Raw genomic sequence first — 19,929 nt, 5'->3', positions numbered from 1 at the left:
CTAAACGGCGGGTTTTGTCTTTCGGATAACATCGATCATTGCGTAATACTTTTCTTTAGGCACGTAATGGGGGACGCTGTTTCCGGTTCCCAGCGCATAACCTCCTCTTTTAGAGGCTCTTTCGAGCATTTTCAGACATCTATCCCTAATCTGCGTCTCAGAAGCGGTGCAGAGATAGTCAAGATCGATGCCGCCAAGAACTGCTATTTTGTCGCCGAATCTCTCATAAAAATCCTCAACAGGTTCGATGGCATCCTCATAAGAATGTTTTGCATCATAGCCTATATCAGATATTATATCATCCATCACAGCGCCCACATTGCCGCATGAGTGCAGTATAACAGGCTTATTTGCCTGGTGGCAGATTTGAGCGATTTTTTTATGCCAGCCTGTCACATATTTCCGCATATATTCCGGCGAAAACATTGTCTGGGTTTTAAACCCCCAATCATCATTGGAAATCAAGGCGCCGACAGAATCGTATCCGGCACATATCTTATAGTACCCGGCAAGCCTTTCGCCGATTTCGCCAAATATCTTTTCCGCAAGGGCGGGGCTGTCTATAAGCATCATGCACAAGCGTTCAAAACCGACTAAGCTAATCGCGTTTTCAAGCACGCCGCCGGGGCCCGAGACAACAAGCTTCATTCCCGCCGGCAAGTCCTCTTTGACTGTTTCTAAACGGCTGTAGTCATAGCTGCCGGGATCGGGCCATTGGAAAGACTTAAATGATTCATGATCAGTTATGGCATGTCCGGCGTTTAATGAGATGCTTTCCCTGGATTCGGGGGCTTCGGTTACAAACCGCATATCACAGCCGTTCGCCTGGACATAATCATAGCCGGCATTTTTAAACGCGTTAATTTTGACAAGGCCGCACCCTAAAAAGTCAAAATCAGGCTCCATTGCCGCAATATCGGCTCCGGCAAGCTCTCTGTATAAATCGGGATTCAGAAAAAACTCGAACAATGTCGGCTCGTCCGGCTTCTTTCGCTCTAAAACTCTCAGTAAATTTTGAAAATCCGGCATAGTAAAATCCTATAGTCAACTAATCAGCCATATTCAGGGCTTAGGGTTACAATTGCTTAAAACCAGTCCCATAATCTTTATTTATAAAAGAATAAACTATAAAACTAATAATCAAATAAATATTTAGATAATTATTACAAATCGTTACTATTTTACAAAGACGGCCTGTGCCGCATTCGCCGTAAGAAGTTCACACTTTAGGGTGTATTTATACACGTTACGCGGCGTATTCCCCAAGTCTGAGCGGACTGGATAACTTAACCCAGGTTAGCGCACCTGGAATCCGTGCCGCCGCCAAACCATCTCCCCGCCCACATCGGGGGGGGGGGGGGCTGCGCTGTGTTATAGTTGTCTTACAACAGTAGAAATTTTATATGCCTCTTAGAGTTACGCATACAACGTGTCAATAAACTATCTACAACAGTAGAAATTTTATATGCCTCTTAGAGCGATTCGGCTATAGGTGAGGAACTGAATCTACAACAGTAGAAATTTTATATGCCTCTTAGAGAGGTAATGTCTGATTTTACCCCTGTAAGGGCGATTGTGCCAGTAAAAAATACCAAAATATGGCGAAAATTTGACATTAAGACAGAGGTTTGCATTTTATTCAATAATTATCAGTTCATCGTTATCGTTTATCGCGTATCCGTAGCAGTATTTTTTACACTGCCTGCTAAGGCGGAAAATAATGACGCTGTCGGTCTGCTCGAATTGTTTCGAGAACTCGGTCTCAATCTCGGTTGCCACGTTCCTGAGCACCGCGTCACTGTTTTTAATCTGGTACACAGAGTACTGCAGCCGAAATCCAAATTTCGTAAGAAATTTAGAAAATCTTGTTCGCAGTTTATCATTGCTTATATCATACGAGACAATCAACATTTTGCAACCTTTCATATTGTAAATACTGGAAATTCATTTGCCGGTTTATTCCTCATAAATGCCCTGTAATAACTTTGTATATAGATAAACATCTCCTGCTTGTGATTGATCAGTTCCTTGAGAATAAGGGAAGTGTACGGGCCGGCGTTCTTCCCGAAGAGATTGTGTCTGCCCTGTTTTACGTAGAAGTCGCTTATGCGGATCTGGCCGAGCCTGTGTGCTTTTCTGATACGCAGATCGATCAGGGGCCGCATAGGTTCAACCAGATCGCAAACCAGAGACTTACGCTGATAGAATTCCCGATGGTAAACCCCGCAGTAGAGATCAAATCCGTAAATGCTTAAAAGAGCCTCTACAATATTGAACAGGTACGTATATCCAATGTCAAGCAGACAGTTTGTAGTGTCGTGTTTTACTCTGGGCCGTCTCGCTTTCCAGTTCATCTCGTCAAACAATGTCTGAAAGTAAATTCTGGACGCGATACCCTCTGTTCCTAACAGGCTCTGCAGGTCTATCTTCTTGCAGTCTTCAATCGAAGCTAAGTAATCCATAAGTTTTTCCGCAGCTTCAAGTCTTTTCACTTCTCTGGGCCGTATTTTTTTAAGTGCGGCAATCTGGTTGGTAATCTTATTTTTCACAATATGAGCGGCTATGTTAAGGTTTTCATGATTATACTGCTTTCGTCTGAGTATTACGTTTCCTTTGCTCTCATTGGCCCACAAACCGTAAACTCGCAGCCCGTGGGTCATCAGTACAATGCTGAAACCGAATTTCTCGGCCCGCTGAAGCAGTCCGGTTGTTATCGAGGCATGGCCTGCTACAAAAAGGGCAAAAAGCCTGTAACAGGTTGACTGATGTTTTATCCTGCCCTCGCTGTCCTTGACTATAACATTGTCGTTTTTGAAGCTCAGCCTCTCACCGCGGCTGAGCATGGCAAATACTATCTGTTTCTGTTTAAAATCCGGTGCTGTCAGCATAATGATACATCACATAAGGGTTCATAAATACAGTTGCGGCATTTTTTAACGTTAGTCTGCCGGTATTCTTCTATATCACAGGTGCGGATATCTTCAATTATCATTTCAAATTTTGTTTGCATTTGAGGGTTATCTGCCGGCAAATCGATAGGATATACCCTGTTGGTGTCGCTGCTGTAGAAACGCAGCTTCCGAACATCGTGTCCCATTTCAATCAGAGCCCAGTATTGAGCATAAAGCTGGTAAACATAACCGTCATAGATTGTTGATATATGTTTTTTTCGCTCTGTCAGCAGCCCCAGCTCGGTATCAAATAGGTCAATCTTGCCGCAGACTCCGTACTGCTGGGAATAGACTTCAAGCCCCTGCAGGATAGACTTTTTTGTAGAGTAGCCTGCGATATCTATGGCCTTGTGTGCGGCTTTGCCCTCTATCTGCGGCGTATCGTGATACAGCCGGGTCGAATACCCGCCGTACAACTGGTGGAAATATATAGACTTAGGGCAAAAAATAAAATCGTTGAGCTGCGATATAAGTATGTACGTTTCCATTTTTAATACCTTTGTCGTTTTTGGCTTCTGACTCTGTAAAGCCGTTCTGTGAAGCCCCCTTTCTGTTCAAAATCTTTCGCCTGCGACTTTATCTGCTTCTCAAGCAGATAACAGGTCAGGTTCAGCAGTGATAAAACTGCATTGGCTGCCAGCATCGCCGAGATCATCCTGGACGGACACGGACGCTCACTGACAATCACGAATTTTTCAACATGTGATTTGCCGCCCGTGTTAGTCTGTGCGTGTCTGTGCGGGTCTGTTTCTTCACCGCCGCGAACCAGAATCCGCTTTTCTTTGTCAACCCACCCTCGAAACTGTTCTAAACTATTGCACCGCAGTTTTTTAAACCGCATCATCGCCGGCTCATCGGGCAAAAGCTGAGGCAAACACCGCTGCCGCAGAAAATCCTCGTAGTCGAGCCGAAGTTCTTCAAGGCTTGCCCGTGCCACGCTGGTTAGTTTCAGCTCTGTCTTCTTTGATGTGCCGGAAGCCTGCGAACCCTCGGCGATATTCTGTACACCCGAGCGTGCCGCCTGCACCATCTGGTCGGTGGTTCGGCTGAATTTGTCAACATAACGCCCGCAAAACACAACTGTTATGTCGTAAACAAGCTGTGCAAGCTGGAAAGACTTCAGGTTTCGATACCCGCCATGAACGGGAATAAGATTTTCGTCAGACATAGAGCATATCCTTTTTTAGCCTGTCAACATAGACTTTAACCGACAAATACGGACCAGCACCTTATTTTACTTAAACGGTGCCGGCCCGTGTGGAGGTCTGTATTAGTCAATCTTCATTCTGCTGGGCGAAGTCTAACCAATCGGCGTTTGAGATTGGCTTGGGCTTGCCGCTTTCGCGTATCTGCCTTAGAACCATAAGACCCTTACGGGCAATATTATAAGCACCGTTTGCGTCGGCGTCATGGGGTAATTCCATGTTAAGTTTTTTTGCCGTTTCAGAACAGAAGAATGTACCGTCAGCCGCCGCGACAGGTGAGATAATGCAGTCGATCTCCTCGCCGTTATCCTCGAATGTGTGCCTAAGCTGGGCGGTGAGTTTAAAATTAAATGCAAGGCTTTTAAAGAAAGACGCATCATCTACGGATAGTATTTTGTCTTTGATACTGCCGCCGTCAGCGAAATTTATGCCTTTGCCGCTGAGCAGGCTTGCCAGATTTTCTGTTACATTGTGAATCTCCAGTTTTCTCTGTTTACGGTTGTACCATGAGCGTTTGTCTCCATGGGTGCAGATAGTCCATTTGCTTTTGGCGGCCTTGTTATGAAAGTTTTTGTAGTCAAATCCAAACTCGAAGTAATTTTTATCCGGGTTAAACCTTATCGAATCGAATTTACCAAAAAAGTTTTTAAGGTACTGCATTGAGTTCTTTTCGATGTAAAACTGATTTACAAAACCGGTAACAGGGTCAATCTTTGAGGTGTTCCACGCCGGCACATAGTATATAAATCCGCTCTGTTTGCCGAGCTTTTTAAAACTTTCAAGAGGTGCGGTAAGCTGGTATGCGTTGAGATAATGCCCCGGCTCTGCGGGCCGGGCGTCTTTGAAAACAAGATAGTTCAGCTTTTCTATGAGGGCCTTTTCAAATTTCTGGTAAACCTGTTTTTCAACCTTGAATCGGCCGCGTTTGAACCCGAAATTAAGATCCTCAAGCACCACAACTGCATTATTCTTAACCATCAGTTTAGCGAGTTTATGGACAATATGCGAGAGATAGCCGCTTTTGAGCTCTTTAATGTTTTCAATCATTGACCATGATTTTCTCGCCTTGTCCCGTTCTTTTTCTTTTGTATCAAGCAGGCCGCGGTAATCGGTGGTTTTGGGTATTTCCCTGCCGCCGCTGTTGAGGGTACTGGTTATCTGGTTAAGTGTGCCCTGCTCCACGATTCTGCCGCTCTGGTCTATGAGGCTGTAATAGAGCAGGTGCCTCTCTCCTCTGTCAATGCCTATTATCCTGATGTCCGGATTGCCGGCGATATATTTGTTGACTTTGTCGTTGAACCTGCCGGGTCCGGCCTCTTTGAAGTTCAGCGTAATAGGGCAATGCAGAAAAAATTTATCCTTTGTAAACCGGCGGTCTTTCACGAGGTCGTATTCAAAGATGCTTTGTTTCTTTTCGGTGAGGGGGTTTTTGTTTTGTATCGGCCGGTTGGCTCTGTGAACCACCTTCTCGTTTCTCTTTATGGAATGCTGCCGGAAGAAGACCTCCGCCTCGCCGTTGAGTTTAGTTACGAGATTTTGGAGATTCTCTTTTTCAAAAAGACTTTTCCAGTACATTGTATGCAGATTGGGCCGTCCCTTGCTGTGTGGAGAAAAATCCTTATTATATATTTCAAAGAGATACAGCTCTCCACTGGCAACCTTTTCTTCTATGTAACTTGTTTTTATTTTGTCAAAAGTAACAGAGTAGCCCTGCTCTGCAACTTGTTTGTAAAAAATACTGATATCCTGATAATCTTCAGCGGGCTCAAATTCAAAGTTAAAGTAACTACCCCATTCAGGGTGTTTTAAAAGCGATGTTTTCATGAAACCGATCCACTTTTTAAGGGACTCTTTATCGCCGGCGTCTTTCTTGAAAAGCCCATTTTCCCTGATATATATTATTTCCTGGGAAGGGTTGTAAAATTCAATGTTTTTGGCGCTGAAAAACACTTTTGGCAGCATTTTAGCAGGGTCAGGCAACAGTTTATATATCATTTTCTCGTAATAATCATCCGTTGCCCCTGCAAGTGCTATTTCTGAAAGCTGTTTTTTGGCGTTTATTTTGTTTTTGCTATCGCTCGGCTCTGGGCGGTAATTGAGGATATTGCTTGCGCCCTGCTTCATTACACCAAGGTAATATTTGCCATTTTTTAACAGCAAAACAGAGCTGTTGGCTGATTCTTTGTTTACATCCCAGCCGTCGAGAAGGGTGCTGTTTTGAAAATTGATTTTAAATTTATCCTTTGAATAGGGTTTTTGGGTAACGTAATTTCTTACTTTGTTGTATATGCCGAATACAACATCGAGTTCCTTATATGCCTCATTCAAAGGATCGTAGAAGTTGCTGTTGCAGTCTTCCAGCTCAATCGGCTTACCGCTTCTGAACATGTGCAGCGGTTTTATAAAGTGTTCTACGTTTATCAGGCTGTCAAGATACTCCCGAACAAGTTCTACCTGTCTGAAACCTTCTCCGGGCTCGCCGCTTTCTGTGACGGGACGCCTGTCTTTGTGAAAATCCTCTATACCGAAAATCGATTCCATTTTCGCGTAAGCACTTTGGACAACTTGAATAAGGTCGTTTTCGCCGGATTTAAAATTTGTGAAATATTCTGATATATTCCGGGTTTCAAATTCTTCGTTATCTTTCAGGTACGCTTCTATCGCTTCCTGTACGGTTTTCAAATGGTAGGCTTCTCGTTTCAGCCATTTTTCTCTGGCTTTAGCATTCATGTCAGTTATGTTTTCGGCGTACATTTCGAGTGCTTTAGGAATAACAGACCACTCGCCCCATATAGCGTTTGAAACTGCTGTAAGATCGGTGCCGCTTTTGATGTAAATATCCTCCGAATTGTCTTCTGTGAGAAATTCGTTAAGAGTTTGTTTAATCTTGAGCAAAATCTTTTTATCAGTTAATTCTCTGTGGAGTGTTTTTACAGCATCCAAAAGCTCGCCGGCGTTCTCGAACTTGTCGATAATGAGATCTTTATTAATATCGCTTAATATCTGTTTGTAGAGTACGGACATAATCGGCAGCTCGCGGCCCTTTATGCTGTTTCTCTGTCGGTATTCATTGATGAACTGGTTGATACCCTTTGCGTTTATGTCATCAGACTTATGGCCGACAGCTTCGTTGTAAATATCGATGGCAGTCTGGCTTAGATAATCTTTATAGTTTCCGGGGGCGAATTTGCCGCTAAGCGGCTCAAGCTGTTTTACGAGTTCCGGATATTTGTTTTCAATACTGGAGTATCGAATGCAGTTGTCAAAATATCTGGTCATATTTTCGTTTATTACTCTGTAGCTGATAGCGGTTTGCTGTTCAGCATCCGTGTAGATATTGTCACGATTCTGGTTGAATCCGGTGAAATAGGTGCTGAAATTATTGAATTTGGCTAAGGCTTCTTCGGCTTGTTCAAAAGTTTGGCCGTCTCCGAATTCGTTAACTCCTGCATCTGCCTTAGCTTTAAGCCAGTACCAGAGTTTTCCCGGCCCTTTGTCTTTTCCGGTCTTCTTTTCGTTTATCAGTTTGCTGAAGTCGCCTTTGTAAAGACAATATTCTTTGCTCTTATTCTCAAAAGCCTTTGCGATTTTCTTTCTTAAATCTGTAAAAATTTCGGTGATTTCTTTTTTCAGCTTATCATCATTTTTACTCGCCATATATTTGCGGTACACTTCGAAAGCAGATTCCATTTCGTTTGCGGTGAAGATGTCGTCATTGAGCACCTCTTCGATAAATTCTTTGTGATAATCGTCGAGAATCCTTTTCATCTTTTTATAATCTTCTGCTCGTTGGCGGTCTTCTTCAACAATACTTTTGAGCCCCTGATTTTTGAAATCCTCGATCCTCTCTGCCGTTTCTCCGACGGGTTTGAGCTCAAACCTCAATGTCTTGCTCAGTGAATACTGATGTGTAAAGTCCTTCATGGTACTCTCCTTGATTTTAAATACTGCACTCATTTATTAAAACAACAAGAGGGCTTTGGAGGGAGATGATTCAAAACCAGAGCTCGGTTCAACCCCGTTAAACTTATACCTGTAGTGTAATTAGATGAACTCATTCAGTCAACAACAACCTTAAAACAAGCATCTAAATGTCCTTTATACGCCCTTGTATAATCTTGTAAATCCTGTCGAAAACAACAACTAAACGCAATTCTAACAAGCGATTAACCGTTTTTCCACAACAAATTCAAAAAAACAGCCGTTTCCCCGCTGCTTCCTAAACGCCGCGGCGGGGAATTGGTTCTTGAAAAAGCCGCCTTTGAGGGTATAATCCGGTCTGTAACGTTTAAAAACAGCGATTTATCAATCTTGGCGGAAATAATATGGACGATAGCAGAGAGCTTCTTATAACAAACGGGCGGGTGATAGACCCTGCTAACGGCCTCGACGAGGTGACGGATATCTATGTCAAAGAGGGCAAAATCCAGAGCATTGGCAAATCCGGCCCCGCAGCCGCCCGCACAATCGACGCGGCGGGCCAGATCGTCTGCCCTGGGCTGATCGATATGCACGTGCACTTTCGCGAGCCCGGCGACGAAGAGGAGGAGACCATCGCCAGCGGTTCGCGTGCCGCGGTTGCCGGCGGGTTTACCTCGGTTGTATGTATGCCCAACACCACGCCGCCGATCCAGAACGAGACCAGCGTTGAGTTCGTCCACAGAATGGGCCGCCAGACACGCAAGACGCATGTCTATGTGATGGGTGCTGTCACCAAAGACCGCCAGGGCGTTGAGCTGGCCGAGATGGGGCTTATGTCCGAGGCCGGCGCGGTGGGCTTCACCGATGACGGTGCGGGCGTTCAGGATCCTGCGATGATGAAACGCGCTCTCAAATACGCCGGCATGTTCGGCAAGGTCGTCGCCCAGCACTGCCAGGACAATTCTCTCGCCGGCAGCGGCGTAATGAACGCTGGCTTCAACTCGTCCTCACTGGGCCTGCCGGGCATGGATCCGCTTGCCGAGGAGCTGATGCTGTGGCGGGATATCGAGCTTGTCCGCGGCACCGGCACACGTTACCACGCCCAGCATATCTCCACACGCGGCGCTGTTGAGATAATCCGCCGGGCGAAAAACGACGGCCTGCCGGTTACCTGCGAGGTGACGCCGCACCATCTGCTGCTCGATGACAGCATGGTAAAGGACTACGATACAAATTTCAAGATGTCGCCGCCGCTGCGTTCTCTTGACGATATCGCGGCGCTTCGTGAGGCGGTCAAGGACGGCATAATCGATGCTCTCGCCACCGACCACGCGCCGCACCTCTTGAGCGAGAAGGAGCTGGAGTTTCTGATCGCGCCGTTCGGCATAGCCGGCCTCGAGATCGCGCTGCCGCTGTACGCAAAAGCACTTATAGACACCGGCACGCTCGACTGGCCGCAGATGCTGGCAATGATGACCTGCCGGCCGGCGAAAATCATCGGCATCGATAATATGAAAGGCTCGCTCGACGCGGGTAAATGGGCGGATATCACGATTTTCGATCCGGAGCGGGAGTTTACCGTGGACGTGCAGAAGTTCCGCTCAAAGGGCAAAAACTGCCCGTACAACGGCTGGCGGCTAAAGGGCGTTGTTATGCATACAATCGTCGGCGGCGAAATGCGATACACGGCGGAGGATTGATGTGCCCTATGTTATCGACGGACATAATCTCCTCTTCGCGGTTCGCGGCTGCAGCGACCAGTACCTCGGGCTAAACGCGGAGTTTCTGGTTCAGTTTCTGCACGAATATATGCGCCGCAGCAGAGACCGGGCGGAGCTGTTTTTCGACGGCACGGGCCCGTTCGATAAGTCGTTTTTCAACCGGTTCCACAATTTGAATGTACACTTTTCCGGCGAATACCAGGAAGCCGACGACCTGATCGAATACCTCGTGGAGGATCATTCAGCGCCGAGCGGGCTGGTGGTTGTCAGCTCTGACCGCAGGGTAAAACGCGCCGCCAAACGCAAAAGAGCAAAGACTATCGATGCACTGGAATTCTGGGAACAGGTGGTCAGTGTCATTGACAGGCCGGAAAAACCAAACCCCGAACCCGGAGCCAAACGAACCGGCGGCCTCTCAAAAGGCGAAACCGATGAGTGGATGGATATCTTCGGAATAAAGTGAATGGGTGAGGTATTTGCTGAACAATTGTATCAAAAATGGAAATAATTCATATCCGTTTTAATAATATTTTTGTTTTTGATTGACTTGCAGGGGCGAATGGTATATACTTTGATATATACCTAATAAAGGAAACATTTATGAATACCGCAAAAATATTTTCGAATGGACGCAGTCAGGCAGTTCGGCTGCCTAAGGATTGCCGGTTTGAAACCAATGAGATTGGTATCAATAAAATCGGTAATGCCGTTGTTTTATTCCCTCTTAACAGCGGCTGGGCACCCTTGTTAGAAGCCTGCGGCAAATTCACGGATGATTTTATGGCTGACCGCGGCGACCCATCAGAGATTGACAAACGCGACCCTCTATGATTTACATGCTCGACACAAATATCTGCATTGATATGATTCGAAAGCCGCAAAGCAGGGCACTGGCTCATATTCAGCAATACCGGCCGGGCGATATCGCTATCTCGGCAATTACGCTGGCAGAGCTTGAATTCGGCGTACAAAAAAGCTCCGATCCCGCTCGGAATACTCTTCTGCTCATAAAGGCGTGCAGTGTACTGGAAATCCTGCCGTTCGACAATGACGCTGCAGCGGCCTATGGGATCGTCCGGTGTCAACTGGAAAGCAAAGGCACACCCATCGGTCCATTTGACACGCTGATTGCGGCTCACGCCATGTCGCAAGAGCTGACGCTCGTTACGAATAACATGAAAGAATTCAATCGTATTAAAGACTTGAAAGTCGAAAACTGGATTTAGAATTAATTCTGACTACTAACCAATAACTATGTACTAAAACAATGAAACCATTTTCTTTACTGATAAAACCTACCGGGCCGGATTGCAACATTGCGTGCAAGTACTGCTTTTATACGGGCAAGACGGAAATGTTCGGCACACACAAGCACCGCATGAGCGATGAGGTGATGGAGCGTATGGTGAGCGATTTTATGGGGCTTGGCTTTCCTGTGAGCAGTTTTGCCTGGCAGGGCGGCGAGCCGACCCTGATGGGGCTGGATTTCTACAAACGCGTGGTTGAAACCCAGCAGCGTTGTGGAGATGACGGACAGGCTGTCTCCAATGCCCTCCAGACCAACGGCATACTGCTCGACGATGAGTGGGCGGCCTTTCTCAAGCAGTACAGCTGGCTCGTGGGAATCAGCCTCGACGGGCCCAAATATCTCCATGACCACTACCGCAAAGACCGCGGCGGCAACGGCACCTATGACCGCGTTGTCGCAGGCATAGAGGCGTGCAGGCGGGCACGGGTGGAGTTCAATATCCTCGTGCTGCTCAACAATCTCAATGTGGAAAAGCCCGATGAGCTGTTTGATTTTTTCGTTAAAGAAAAGAACATACGCTTTCTGCAGTTTGTCCCGTGCGTAGAGCCGGGCGGAGAAAAAGGCAAGCTCACCGATTTCAGCACCAGCGCCGAGCAGTACGGGCGGTTTATCTGCCGCATATTCGACCGCTGGCTTGATTACGGCCCGACAAAGCTGAGTATCCGGCTTTTCGATTCGCTGCTGAACTATATCGTCAACGGACAGCATACCAACTGTACCTTCAATAAATCGTGCAGTGATTATATGGTGGTTGAGCATAACGGGGATGCGTTCTGCTGCGACTTTTTCGTCGAGGAGGGCTGCCGGATGGGCAACATCATGGAAACCCATATCGGCGAGCTGATAACCGGCGAAGTGAAAAGGAAATTCGCCCGTGCCAAAAACACCTCATGCACAAAGTGTATGCTGTGCCGCTGGCGCAAGTGCTGTTACGGCGGCTGCCTGAAAGACCGCTATTCGGCCTGGGGCAACTTCGAAGACGCAACACCGCTGTGCGAGGGCTACAAAATGATATTCGACTACACGATGCCAAAGCTGGCGCACCTGGCGGCAAGACTCGCCGCGGGCGAGCTTAGATAGCGAGTGTTTATCCGGCGGTAAATGCCGGATCCCAGTCTTTCCATACAGGCTCGTAGCCGGCGGCCTCTATCATCGCCGCTACCTGCTGCGGGGAGCTTTTGTCGTCAACCTCAAACTGGCAAACCGCTTCTTTGTTCACTGCGTAGCCTCCGGGGTTTGTCTTAGAGCCGGCGCTCATACGCGTAACGCAGAGGTTCATCAGGTGCCTGCGGAATTCGCTGCTCTCGCGGGTTGAAACGACAATCCCCGCATCTGCGAAACACAGCCGCAGCGCCAGCATCATCTGCACAAACTGTCTGTCCGAGATGATGTGCTTATACGGCTGATCCTCAACGTCCTGTGCAGGGCGGATCCGCGGAAACGAAAACGAAATCTGGCTCTGCCAGTGATGTTTCATCAAGTACGCGGCGTGTACAGACAGAGACAGCGTCTCAAGCCGCCAGTCCCACAGCCCCAGCAGCGCACCGATTCCAAGCCGCCTGAAACCGGCCCGTGCAGCCCTTGACGGCGTTTCGAGACGGTAGCGGTAGTCCGCCTTCGGCCCTGCGTGAAGCGTTTCGTACAGCCGGCGGTTGTAGGTTTCCTGATAGATGCTCAGGCCGTCTATACCGGCATCAAAGAGCCGTTTGTAGCCGTCTGTATCCAGCGGGTATATCTCGATTTCGATCGCGCAGAACTTGCTTCTGAGCCGTTTTGCCAGCTCGGCGAGATAGTCAACGTCAATGTGTTTTGGGTCTTCGCCGCTGAGTATCAAAATATGCCGGAAACCTGCGCTTGCTATGGCGTCTGCTTCCTGAACGGCCTGCTCCATTGTCAGCCGGCTGCGGTTGAATTTGTGGTCTGCGTTGTAGCCGCAGTACTGACATCTGTTGATGCAGTAATTCGACACGTACATCGGCACGTAGAGCTGCATAGTTTTGCCGAACCGCTGGAGTGTCAGGGCGTGTGCCTGCTGCGCCATATCTTCGAGGAAGGCTCCGCCGGCTTCTGAGAGCAGAACAATCAGCCGCTCAAGCGAAAAATGCCCCGGCTTTATGGCAAGCTCCCGCCGCACATCGGCCTCTGTTACAGATTGTATTCGCGAGAGGTATTCATCCTGGCGGGTGTCAATACCTGTATCATCAAGAACGCTGTATATGTCAGTTTTTGTATTCATAATTTATGTTGTTTTCTTTTACATTTAATCTCGCAGAAATCCGGTCAGCGGGCTTGAAGCACTCGCTGTTTTCAGTACAGGTGCCGCGCCCGTTACAAAGGATGTTCTGCCTGCCTCGGCTGCCATCGCGAAGGCCCGCGCCATAGCCACCGGGTCATTTGCCGAGGCTATCGCCGTGTTTACAAGCACCGCGTCGGCTCCCATCTCCATCGCCTCTGCCGCGTGTGACGGTCGGCCAAGCCCTGCGTCAACCACCACCGGCACGGTTGCCTGTTCAATGATAATCTCTATCGATTCGCGTGTTGCCAGCCCGCGGTTTGAACCGATAGGGCTTGCCAGCGGCATCACAGTTGCCGTGCCCGCGTCCTGCAGGCGTTTTGCCAGTATCGGGTCGGCGTTTATATACGGCAGCACGACAAAGCCCTCTTTTACGAGAATCTGGGCCGCCTTGAGCGTCTCGCCGCCGTCGGGCAGCAGGTAATACGGATCGGGTGTTACTTCGAGCTTGAGCCAGTTGATCCCCGATGCCGCACGGGCCAGCCTCGCCAGCCGGAGGGCTTCTTCGCAGTCACGGGCGCCGGATGTGTTTGGCAGCAGCAGATATTTCTCTCTGTCAATCGCCGCGAGCATATCATCATTTTCGTTCTCGATATCAACCCGGCGAAGCGCCACTGTTACGATCTCCGCGCCGCTTGCACTAAGAGCCTCTGCCATAACTCTGTTTGAAGAGAATTTTCCCGTTCCTACAAAAAGGCGGGATTTTATTTCACGTCCTGCGATGATAAGTTTGTCATTATTCATATTTTATCTTAGTTTTAAATCTCATTATTAGAATTATCTGCCGCCTCAGCCGCCGCCGACAAAGCGAATCAGCTCTATTGACTGGCCGTCTTTGAGCTCAAAGGTCTCGAAATCTTTGCGTTCTACGATTTTACCGTCGATTTCTGCCACGACAGTAGCCTTGTCAATATTCATGTTCTCCAGCAGTCCGGCGACATTGGCCGGCAATTTTCCTTCGCCGTAGTCTATTGTTTTACCGTTTACTTTCAGTGATGCCATTTAAAACACCTCGTTTATAAGTTGTATTATCGCGTTTGCCTGATGATTTGCCGCAATCCCGACGCGGGCGGCGAAAAGGCCGCAATGTTTTTCCAGCGTGCTCTCGCCGTCGCCGACAATCTGGAATTTTTCGCTGATTTTTCTGGTTTGTATCATGTTGCTTCTGCCAAACCCCGCAAGGCCGCTGGCGGCAACGATATATTTTTCCGGATACCGGCTCAAAGCAGTTTCGACTATCATCTGTTTTGCCGCTGGATTGTCAAAACATTCCGCCACGATATCCACGCGGCTGATAAAATCTCCTGTGTTGTCGGCGGTTATTGTGCAGGCGAGTTTTTCTATTCTCAGATGCGGGTTAATTGCCAGCAGGTTATCTTCGCAGGCATCAGTTTTGAGCATACCGATCTGGTCAAGCCGGTACAGCTGGCGGTTCATATTGCTAAGTTCCACACGGTCAAAATCCGCGAGAATCAGATTGCAGACTCCCGCCCTGACAAGGGACGATGTAACCACGCTGCCCAGCCCGCCGAGCCCGGCAACGCCGACACGCACGCTCCGCAGTTTCGCCGCAAGGGCCGCACCGGTATTGCGGTCTGTGGACGCCTCGATCTGTTCTTTTGTAAGTGTATTTTGCATAAGGCTATATACCAAAAAAGCACACCCGCGAAGGTGTGCTCTGCAATTTTCAGCATTGGCTCCCTACGCCGGTTCTAACCAACAGGTTCAAAGGGTCGTTACTTCGGTAACCTCTCAGCCGCCACAACGGCTCCCCTGACAATATTTAATGCTATTATACGAGTTTTAAGTTAAATAACAAGTTATTATTCTAATAATGCTGTGTTTTGCGATAACAGCAGAAACGGTTTATCATCAGGCGTTTGGTGTTTTTACGTAAGATATTTACAATCAGTATATTACGCGTATTTTCACAGTTTGCTGCCTGCCGGTCTTTACCAGTCCGGCAGCTATCTCGGTAACGCCTTCACCAATTGGGTGTGCCTCCAAACAGAGTAATTATATCGTATAACAATAGTATATACATCAACTTGGAAGCAAAAATCAACCGCAAAACAAATCCGCAACTGAGGAATTCAGGGTCAAAGTCTGGTTTCGATTTCCTTAACTACGTCATCAAAGCCGCACCTGCTCAGGACGGAGTCGCCGACACGGACATTAGGGCCGCTGCCGCAATTCTCGTAGCAGAAAGTCGCGGTGACATTAACCTTATCGCCAAGCTCTTTTTTGCGGACGTATTCTGTAACATTATTGAGGATATCCTGTGAGCCGCGGAGATAACAGCTCGTGCCGACACACACATTGACATCAAGCATACCGGCTGTGTCAGCCTTTGCATCCGTCTCAAGGCTTATCCCGCTGATTCTCCTGCGGTTGCGGTATTTGGTGTGCAGAAGCTCATGAGCGGCATGGCTGCCCGGCTCGCCCAGAGTTTCGCTGTAGGTCTTCTGAACGTACGGGTTATCCTGCGGGTTGTGCAGTTGGTGGCGTTTATCGCTTTTGTAAAGTCCGCCGGCGCGTTTTGTCCGGGCATCGGCGTCCCAGGATACGGGTTGGCCGGCTCCGGCGACACATCCGCCGGGACATGCCATAACCTCTATGAAATCATAGTCGCTTTTGCCTTTACGGACATCTTCAAGGACTTTCCTCGCGTTGCCAAGGCCGTTGACGATTACCATTTTCAGCGTGGTTTCGCCTATTACCGCCTCGTATTCGCGTATGCCCTCGCTGCCGCGTACTTCGTGGAAGTCGCTGTCGCTGAGTTTCTCACCGGTGAGCCGCTCGCCTGCGTAACGCAGTACGGCCTCACTGACACCGCCGGTGGCTCCGAAAATCACGCCGGCACCGGTCTTGAAGCCCATCGGCATATCCAGAGACTCCGGCTCAAGGTCACTGAAACGCACGCCGGTTTCTTTTATCATGCGTCCAAGCTCCTGTGTAGTTATCACATAATCAACGTCCGGCCGGCCGTCGGTCGAAAATTCTTCGCGGGTTGCCTCAAACTTTTTGGCGGTACACGGCATAATCGATACAATGACCAGATTCTCCGGCTTGACTCCAAGATATTCCGGCAGTGTCTTGCGGGCTACCGCGCCGAACATCTGCTGGGGAGAGCGGCAGGAAGATACATTTCCCAGAAGCTCTGGATAAAACTGCTCTGCATATTTGACCCATGCCGGACAGCATGAGGTGATAAGCGGCAGTTTACCGCCGTCTGATTTGCGCTGTATAAACTCGTTTGTTTCTTCCAGAACGGTCAGGTCCGCCGCGAAAGATGTATCATAAACCTGGTCGAATCCCATCATCTTTATCGCCGCGACCAGCCGGCCGGTTGTTACTTCGCCGGCTTCGAAACCGAACATCTCGCCGACGGCAACCCGTACCGCCGGGGCAATCTGGGCTACTACGACCTTGTCCGGGTCATAAATCTCGCTCCAGACCTTATCTATATCGGGTTTTGGAGTAATCGCACCCGTCGGGCAGACGCTGGCGCAGAGGCCGCAGTAAACACATTCAACCTCGCAGAGGTCCTTGCCGAACGCCGGAGATACGCATGTATGTGCGCCGCGGCCGGTAAAGTCTATCGCGCCGACACCCTGTATCTCGTCGCACGCCCGGACACAGTCGCCGCAGAGCACGCACTTGTTGGGGTCTCGGATTATCGCCGGATTGCTCTCGTCGAGCGGTTTGGGCTTGTATTCATTGCCGAAGGGGATTTCCTGGATACCGAAGCGGTTTGCCAGATCCTGCAGACGGCAGCTGCCGCTCTTTGAACAGGTGTAGCAGCTCTGGTCGTGGTTTGCCAGCAGCAGCTTGAGATACACCTTGCGCATCTCCCGCAGCTCGGCGGTATTTGTGCGGACAACCATGCCCTCTTTGGGGGTTGTGCTGCATGAGGTTACAATTCCCATACCCTCGATGTCAACGACACAGAGCCTGCACGCGCCGTAAACACTCAGTTCTGAATGGTAACAGAATGTGGGAAGGTCTATTCCGATTCCGCGAATCAGCTCAAGCAGGTTGCGCTGGTCTTTTATTTCTACTTTCCGGTTATCTATTGTCAAATATTGTTTCTGCATTTCTACACTCCGATTACTGCGTTAAACTTGCAAACCTCGGCACACACGCCGCACTTTATACATACATCAGGGTCTATTGAATGGGGCTGTTTCTTCTCGCCTGTGATCGCGTTTACAGGGCATTTCCTGCTGCACAGCCCGCATCCGATACATTTATCTTCCAGAATCTCCGGCATCGCCAGGGCCTTGCACTGGCCGGCGGGGCAGCGTTTATCCTCTACGTGAGCGATGTACTCATCGCGGAAGAAACGCAGCGTTGTCAGTACCGGATTGGGGGCCGTCTTGCCAAGCCCGCATAGCGAGCCCTTGCCCACTGCGCTTGCTATCCGCTCGAGCAGCTCTATGGTTTCCATTGTTCCGCGGCCTTCGATAATATCTTCCAGAAGTTTGAGCATCTGCTTTGTGCCCTCGCGGCACGGAACACACTTTCCACAGGATTCGTTCTGCGTAAACTTCATGAAAAAGTGGGCGATCTGAACCATACAGGTATTTTTGTTCATAACCACCAGACCGCCGGAGCCGACCATCGCGCCGATACTGCGGAGCGAGTCGAAATCCATACCCAGGTCTAAGTGATCTTTGGTCAGACAGCCGCCCGAGGGGCCGCCGACCTGCACGGCCTTAAATCCGTCTTCGAGTATGTTGCCTGCATCGTCTGTAACCCCGCCGCCGATGTCATATACAATCTCACGGACTGTTACACCGAAAGGCACTTCTATCAGGCCGGTATTGGCGACATGGCCGGTAAGGGCGAATGTCTTTGTTCCGGGCGAGGATTCTGTGCCGTAGGCGAGAAACTTATCAACACCGTCGCGAAGTATCAGCGGCACGGTGGCGAGAGTCTCTACATTGTTTATACATGTAGGCTTGCCCCAGAGCCCGCATTCTGCGGGGAAGGGCGGTTTGGGCATCGGCATTCCGCGGCGTCCTTCGATGGAGGCTATCAGGGCGGTTTCCTCGCCGCAGACAAACGCTCCGGCACCTTCCATGACAAAGAGTTTTAGGTTTACTCCGCTGCCGAAGACGTCTTCACCGAGTATGCCCAGCTTTTCCGCGTCATCAACGGCCTTTTGCACGCGCTCAACCGCAAGCGGGTATTCCGCACGCACATAGATATAGCCCTCGTCTGCTCCGATAGCCCGTGCGGCGATCATCATTCCCTCAAGCACACGGTGCGGGTTGCCCTCCATCAGCGATCTATCCATAAACGCGCCGGGGTCGCCCTCGTCACCGTTGCAGATTATATATTTCTTGTCCGATTTCTGCGGCAGAGTCAGGTTCCACTTGCGTCCGGTAGAAAACCCTCCGCCGCCGCGGCCGCGAAGTCCGGCCTTTTCAACCATATCGCAAATCTGTTTTGGCTCAAGCTCTGTGTAAGCCATCCTCGCGGCAGTGTATCCGCCGTCAGCGATGTACTGGTTGATATCCTCGGCATCGAGCCTTCCGCAGTTGCCCAGCACGTAGCGGTCCTGGCGTTTGTAAAACGGTATGTCCGCCGTGCGGCTGCATTTCTCGCCGGTTACAGGGTCAACATAGAGCAGCCTCTCTACGTATTCATCGGCCATTATGGTCTTTTCCACGATCTCATCTGCATCCTCGGGCTTTACCTTTACGTAGTGAGTATCTGAGGGCTCAACAGTAACCAGCGGGCCTACCTGGCAGAAACCGCGGCAGCCGCTGCGTGAAAACAAACAGTCAACGTCATCATGTTTTTCGAGCTTTACGTCCACCTTAAGGCCTTTGGCCCGGACAGCTTTTTTCAGCGCCTCAAAAACTTCGAGTGAGCCGTTGGCAACGCAGGCCGTTCCCGCACAGACCACGATACGGCGTTTGCATTTTTTCAATGCCGTTTTATAGTCCTTTTGTATTCTTTCAAGATTTAACATCTGTTTAGACATTTGCCACCTCTTGGGCTGAGAGTTCATCTATAATTTCTACGGCCTTTTCGGCAGTAACCTGACCGTAAACCTTGCCGTTTATCGAGATCACCGGTGCCATCCCGCACGCGCCGATACAGCTTACGGTCTCAACGGTGAACTGCATATCTTCTGTGGTTGATTTCTCCTCCGAGACATTGAGTTTCTCGCAGAGGGCGTCGTATATGTTCATCGAGCCCTTTACATGACAGGCCGTTCCGTCGCAGATATGCACGACATATTTGCCCTTGGGCTCGAGGGCGAAGTGAGAATAAAAACTCGCTACCCCGTACACTTTTGCCGGCGGCAGCTTCAGGGCTGTCGCGATGTAGGCAAGTACATCTTCGGGCAGATAGCGAAACTCTCGCTGGACCTCATGCAGAATCGGGATCAGCTTTGACGGATCATTATCGTTCTTCTCGATTATCCGGCAAAGTTTACTCAACCGATCCTGACCGCTTTTACAATTCTGGCAAGCCATTAAATTATTCCTCTCATATTAAAACTTCTAAATTT

18 protein-coding genes and 1 riboswitch are annotated in these 19,929 nt (G+C 49.2%); of the genes, 5 read left to right on the top strand and 13 right to left on the bottom strand.

Annotation, left to right across the window (positions count from 1 at the left end; all coding sequences use genetic code 11):
* The 6 genes from SMSP2_RS09865 to cas12a form a co-directional block, all read right to left on the bottom strand.
* Positions 1-1,029, bottom strand: a complete 1,029-nt coding sequence (locus SMSP2_RS09865; protein ID WP_146683790.1) for a uroporphyrinogen decarboxylase family protein — start codon at positions 1,027-1,029, stop codon at positions 1-3.
* 606 nt (positions 1,030-1,635) lie between these two features.
* Positions 1,636-1,911, bottom strand: coding sequence for a CRISPR-associated endonuclease Cas2 (gene cas2 / locus SMSP2_RS09860; protein WP_146683789.1), 276 nt, complete (start codon positions 1,909-1,911; stop codon positions 1,636-1,638).
* A gap of 11 nt (positions 1,912-1,922) precedes the next feature.
* The gene (gene cas1, locus SMSP2_RS09855; RefSeq protein WP_146683788.1) at positions 1,923-2,888 is read right to left on the bottom strand and encodes a type V CRISPR-associated endonuclease Cas1; all 966 of its coding nucleotides are present in this window, start codon (positions 2,886-2,888) and stop codon (positions 1,923-1,925) included.
* Positions 2,882-3,439, bottom strand: a complete 558-nt coding sequence (cas4, locus tag SMSP2_RS09850) for a type V CRISPR-associated protein Cas4 (protein WP_146683787.1) — start codon at positions 3,437-3,439, stop codon at positions 2,882-2,884. Before cas4 ends, cas1 begins: the two co-directional genes overlap by 7 nt.
* Positions 3,440-3,441: 2 nt before the next feature.
* A complete protein-coding gene (locus tag SMSP2_RS09845; protein ID WP_146683786.1) occupies positions 3,442-4,119 on the bottom strand; it encodes a four helix bundle suffix domain-containing protein in 678 nt (225 codons plus the stop codon).
* A gap of 106 nt (positions 4,120-4,225) precedes the next feature.
* Positions 4,226-8,080: a type V CRISPR-associated protein Cas12a/Cpf1 gene (cas12a, locus tag SMSP2_RS09840; RefSeq protein WP_186804672.1), complete on the bottom strand. Its 3,855-nt coding sequence runs from the start codon at positions 8,078-8,080 to the stop codon at positions 4,226-4,228.
* Positions 8,081-8,481: 401 nt separating this feature from the next.
* Here cas12a and SMSP2_RS09835 point away from each other — a divergent pair, with 401 nt between their 5' ends.
* From SMSP2_RS09835 to SMSP2_RS09815, 5 genes are all read left to right on the top strand, one after another.
* The gene (locus SMSP2_RS09835; RefSeq protein WP_146683784.1) at positions 8,482-9,777 is read left to right on the top strand and encodes a dihydroorotase; all 1,296 of its coding nucleotides are present in this window, start codon (positions 8,482-8,484) and stop codon (positions 9,775-9,777) included.
* A gap of 1 nt (position 9,778) precedes the next feature.
* Positions 9,779-10,261: an NYN domain-containing protein gene (locus SMSP2_RS09830; RefSeq protein ID WP_186804671.1), complete on the top strand. Its 483-nt coding sequence runs from the start codon at positions 9,779-9,781 to the stop codon at positions 10,259-10,261.
* A 137-nt stretch (positions 10,262-10,398) separates the two neighbouring features.
* Complete coding sequence (vapB, locus tag SMSP2_RS09825; RefSeq protein ID WP_146683782.1) at positions 10,399-10,629, top strand: type II toxin-antitoxin system antitoxin VapB; 231 nt, start codon at positions 10,399-10,401, stop codon at positions 10,627-10,629.
* The gene (gene vapC, locus SMSP2_RS09820; protein WP_146683781.1) at positions 10,626-11,024 is read left to right on the top strand and encodes a type II toxin-antitoxin system tRNA(fMet)-specific endonuclease VapC; all 399 of its coding nucleotides are present in this window, start codon (positions 10,626-10,628) and stop codon (positions 11,022-11,024) included. Before vapB ends, vapC begins: the two co-directional genes overlap by 4 nt.
* A gap of 41 nt (positions 11,025-11,065) precedes the next feature.
* A complete protein-coding gene (locus SMSP2_RS09815; RefSeq protein ID WP_146683780.1) occupies positions 11,066-12,187 on the top strand; it encodes an anaerobic sulfatase maturase in 1,122 nt (373 codons plus the stop codon).
* Positions 12,188-12,194: 7 nt separating this feature from the next.
* Here the strand turns inward: SMSP2_RS09815 and thiH are convergent, their stop codons facing one another.
* The 7 genes from thiH to SMSP2_RS09780 all read right to left on the bottom strand — a co-directional run bounded on the left by thiH (position 12,195) and on the right by SMSP2_RS09780 (position 19,894).
* Entirely contained in the window at positions 12,195-13,343 is a 1,149-nt protein-coding gene (gene thiH / locus SMSP2_RS09810; protein WP_146683779.1) for a 2-iminoacetate synthase ThiH, read from the bottom strand.
* Positions 13,344-13,367: 24 nt separating this feature from the next.
* Entirely contained in the window at positions 13,368-14,144 is a 777-nt protein-coding gene (locus SMSP2_RS09805) for a thiazole synthase (RefSeq protein WP_146683778.1), read from the bottom strand.
* 45 nt (positions 14,145-14,189) lie between these two features.
* A complete protein-coding gene (gene thiS / locus SMSP2_RS09800) occupies positions 14,190-14,402 on the bottom strand; it encodes a sulfur carrier protein ThiS (RefSeq protein WP_146683777.1) in 213 nt (70 codons plus the stop codon).
* On the bottom strand, positions 14,403-15,038 hold the full coding sequence (gene thiF, locus SMSP2_RS09795; protein ID WP_146683776.1) for a sulfur carrier protein ThiS adenylyltransferase ThiF: 636 nt from the start codon (positions 15,036-15,038) through the stop codon (positions 14,403-14,405).
* A gap of 43 nt (positions 15,039-15,081) precedes the next feature.
* Positions 15,082-15,185, bottom strand: a riboswitch (TPP riboswitch).
* Positions 15,186-15,499: 314 nt separating this feature from the next.
* Positions 15,500-17,497: a [FeFe] hydrogenase, group A gene (locus SMSP2_RS09790; RefSeq protein WP_146683775.1), complete on the bottom strand. Its 1,998-nt coding sequence runs from the start codon at positions 17,495-17,497 to the stop codon at positions 15,500-15,502.
* A 2-nt stretch (positions 17,498-17,499) separates the two neighbouring features.
* Positions 17,500-19,395, bottom strand: a complete 1,896-nt coding sequence (locus tag SMSP2_RS09785; protein ID WP_146683774.1) for an NADH-ubiquinone oxidoreductase-F iron-sulfur binding region domain-containing protein — start codon at positions 19,393-19,395, stop codon at positions 17,500-17,502.
* Positions 19,388-19,894, bottom strand: a complete 507-nt coding sequence (locus SMSP2_RS09780; RefSeq protein WP_146683773.1) for an NADH-quinone oxidoreductase subunit NuoE family protein — start codon at positions 19,892-19,894, stop codon at positions 19,388-19,390. Before SMSP2_RS09780 ends, SMSP2_RS09785 begins: the two co-directional genes overlap by 8 nt.
* Positions 19,895-19,929 lie beyond the last annotated feature (35 nt).

This window comes from Limihaloglobus sulfuriphilus, from assembly GCF_001999965.1.
GTDB lineage: Bacteria > Planctomycetota > Phycisphaerae > Sedimentisphaerales > Sedimentisphaeraceae > Limihaloglobus > Limihaloglobus sulfuriphilus.
Note: the sequence above shows the minus strand (reverse complement) of the source record. Positions and strands in the feature narration are given on the sequence as shown.

Excerpts from the sequence above, each read along its gene's own strand:
- SMSP2_RS09865 (WP_146683790.1), bottom strand. The coding sequence starts at position 1,029 with ATGCCGGATTTTCAAAATTTACTGAGAGTTTTAGAGCGAAAGAAGCCG.
- cas2 (WP_146683789.1), bottom strand. The coding sequence starts at position 1,911 with ATGTTGATTGTCTCGTATGATATAAGCAATGATAAACTGCGAACAAGA.
- cas1 (WP_146683788.1), bottom strand. The coding sequence starts at position 2,888 with ATGCTGACAGCACCGGATTTTAAACAGAAACAGATAGTATTTGCCATG.
- cas4 (WP_146683787.1), bottom strand. The coding sequence starts at position 3,439 with ATGGAAACGTACATACTTATATCGCAGCTCAACGATTTTATTTTTTGC.
- SMSP2_RS09845 (WP_146683786.1), bottom strand. The coding sequence starts at position 4,119 with ATGTCTGACGAAAATCTTATTCCCGTTCATGGCGGGTATCGAAACCTG.
- cas12a (WP_186804672.1), bottom strand. The coding sequence starts at position 8,080 with ATGAAGGACTTTACACATCAGTATTCACTGAGCAAGACATTGAGGTTT.
- SMSP2_RS09835 (WP_146683784.1), top strand. The coding sequence starts at position 8,482 with ATGGACGATAGCAGAGAGCTTCTTATAACAAACGGGCGGGTGATAGAC.
- vapB (WP_146683782.1), top strand. The coding sequence starts at position 10,399 with ATGAATACCGCAAAAATATTTTCGAATGGACGCAGTCAGGCAGTTCGG.
- vapC (WP_146683781.1), top strand. The coding sequence starts at position 10,626 with ATGATTTACATGCTCGACACAAATATCTGCATTGATATGATTCGAAAG.
- SMSP2_RS09815 (WP_146683780.1), top strand. The coding sequence starts at position 11,066 with ATGAAACCATTTTCTTTACTGATAAAACCTACCGGGCCGGATTGCAAC.
- thiH (WP_146683779.1), bottom strand. The coding sequence starts at position 13,343 with ATGAATACAAAAACTGACATATACAGCGTTCTTGATGATACAGGTATT.
- SMSP2_RS09805 (WP_146683778.1), bottom strand. The coding sequence starts at position 14,144 with ATGAATAATGACAAACTTATCATCGCAGGACGTGAAATAAAATCCCGC.
- thiS (WP_146683777.1), bottom strand. The coding sequence starts at position 14,402 with ATGGCATCACTGAAAGTAAACGGTAAAACAATAGACTACGGCGAAGGA.
- thiF (WP_146683776.1), bottom strand. The coding sequence starts at position 15,038 with ATGCAAAATACACTTACAAAAGAACAGATCGAGGCGTCCACAGACCGC.
- SMSP2_RS09790 (WP_146683775.1), bottom strand. The coding sequence starts at position 17,497 with ATGCAGAAACAATATTTGACAATAGATAACCGGAAAGTAGAAATAAAA.
- SMSP2_RS09785 (WP_146683774.1), bottom strand. The coding sequence starts at position 19,395 with ATGTCTAAACAGATGTTAAATCTTGAAAGAATACAAAAGGACTATAAA.
- SMSP2_RS09780 (WP_146683773.1), bottom strand. The coding sequence starts at position 19,894 with ATGGCTTGCCAGAATTGTAAAAGCGGTCAGGATCGGTTGAGTAAACTT.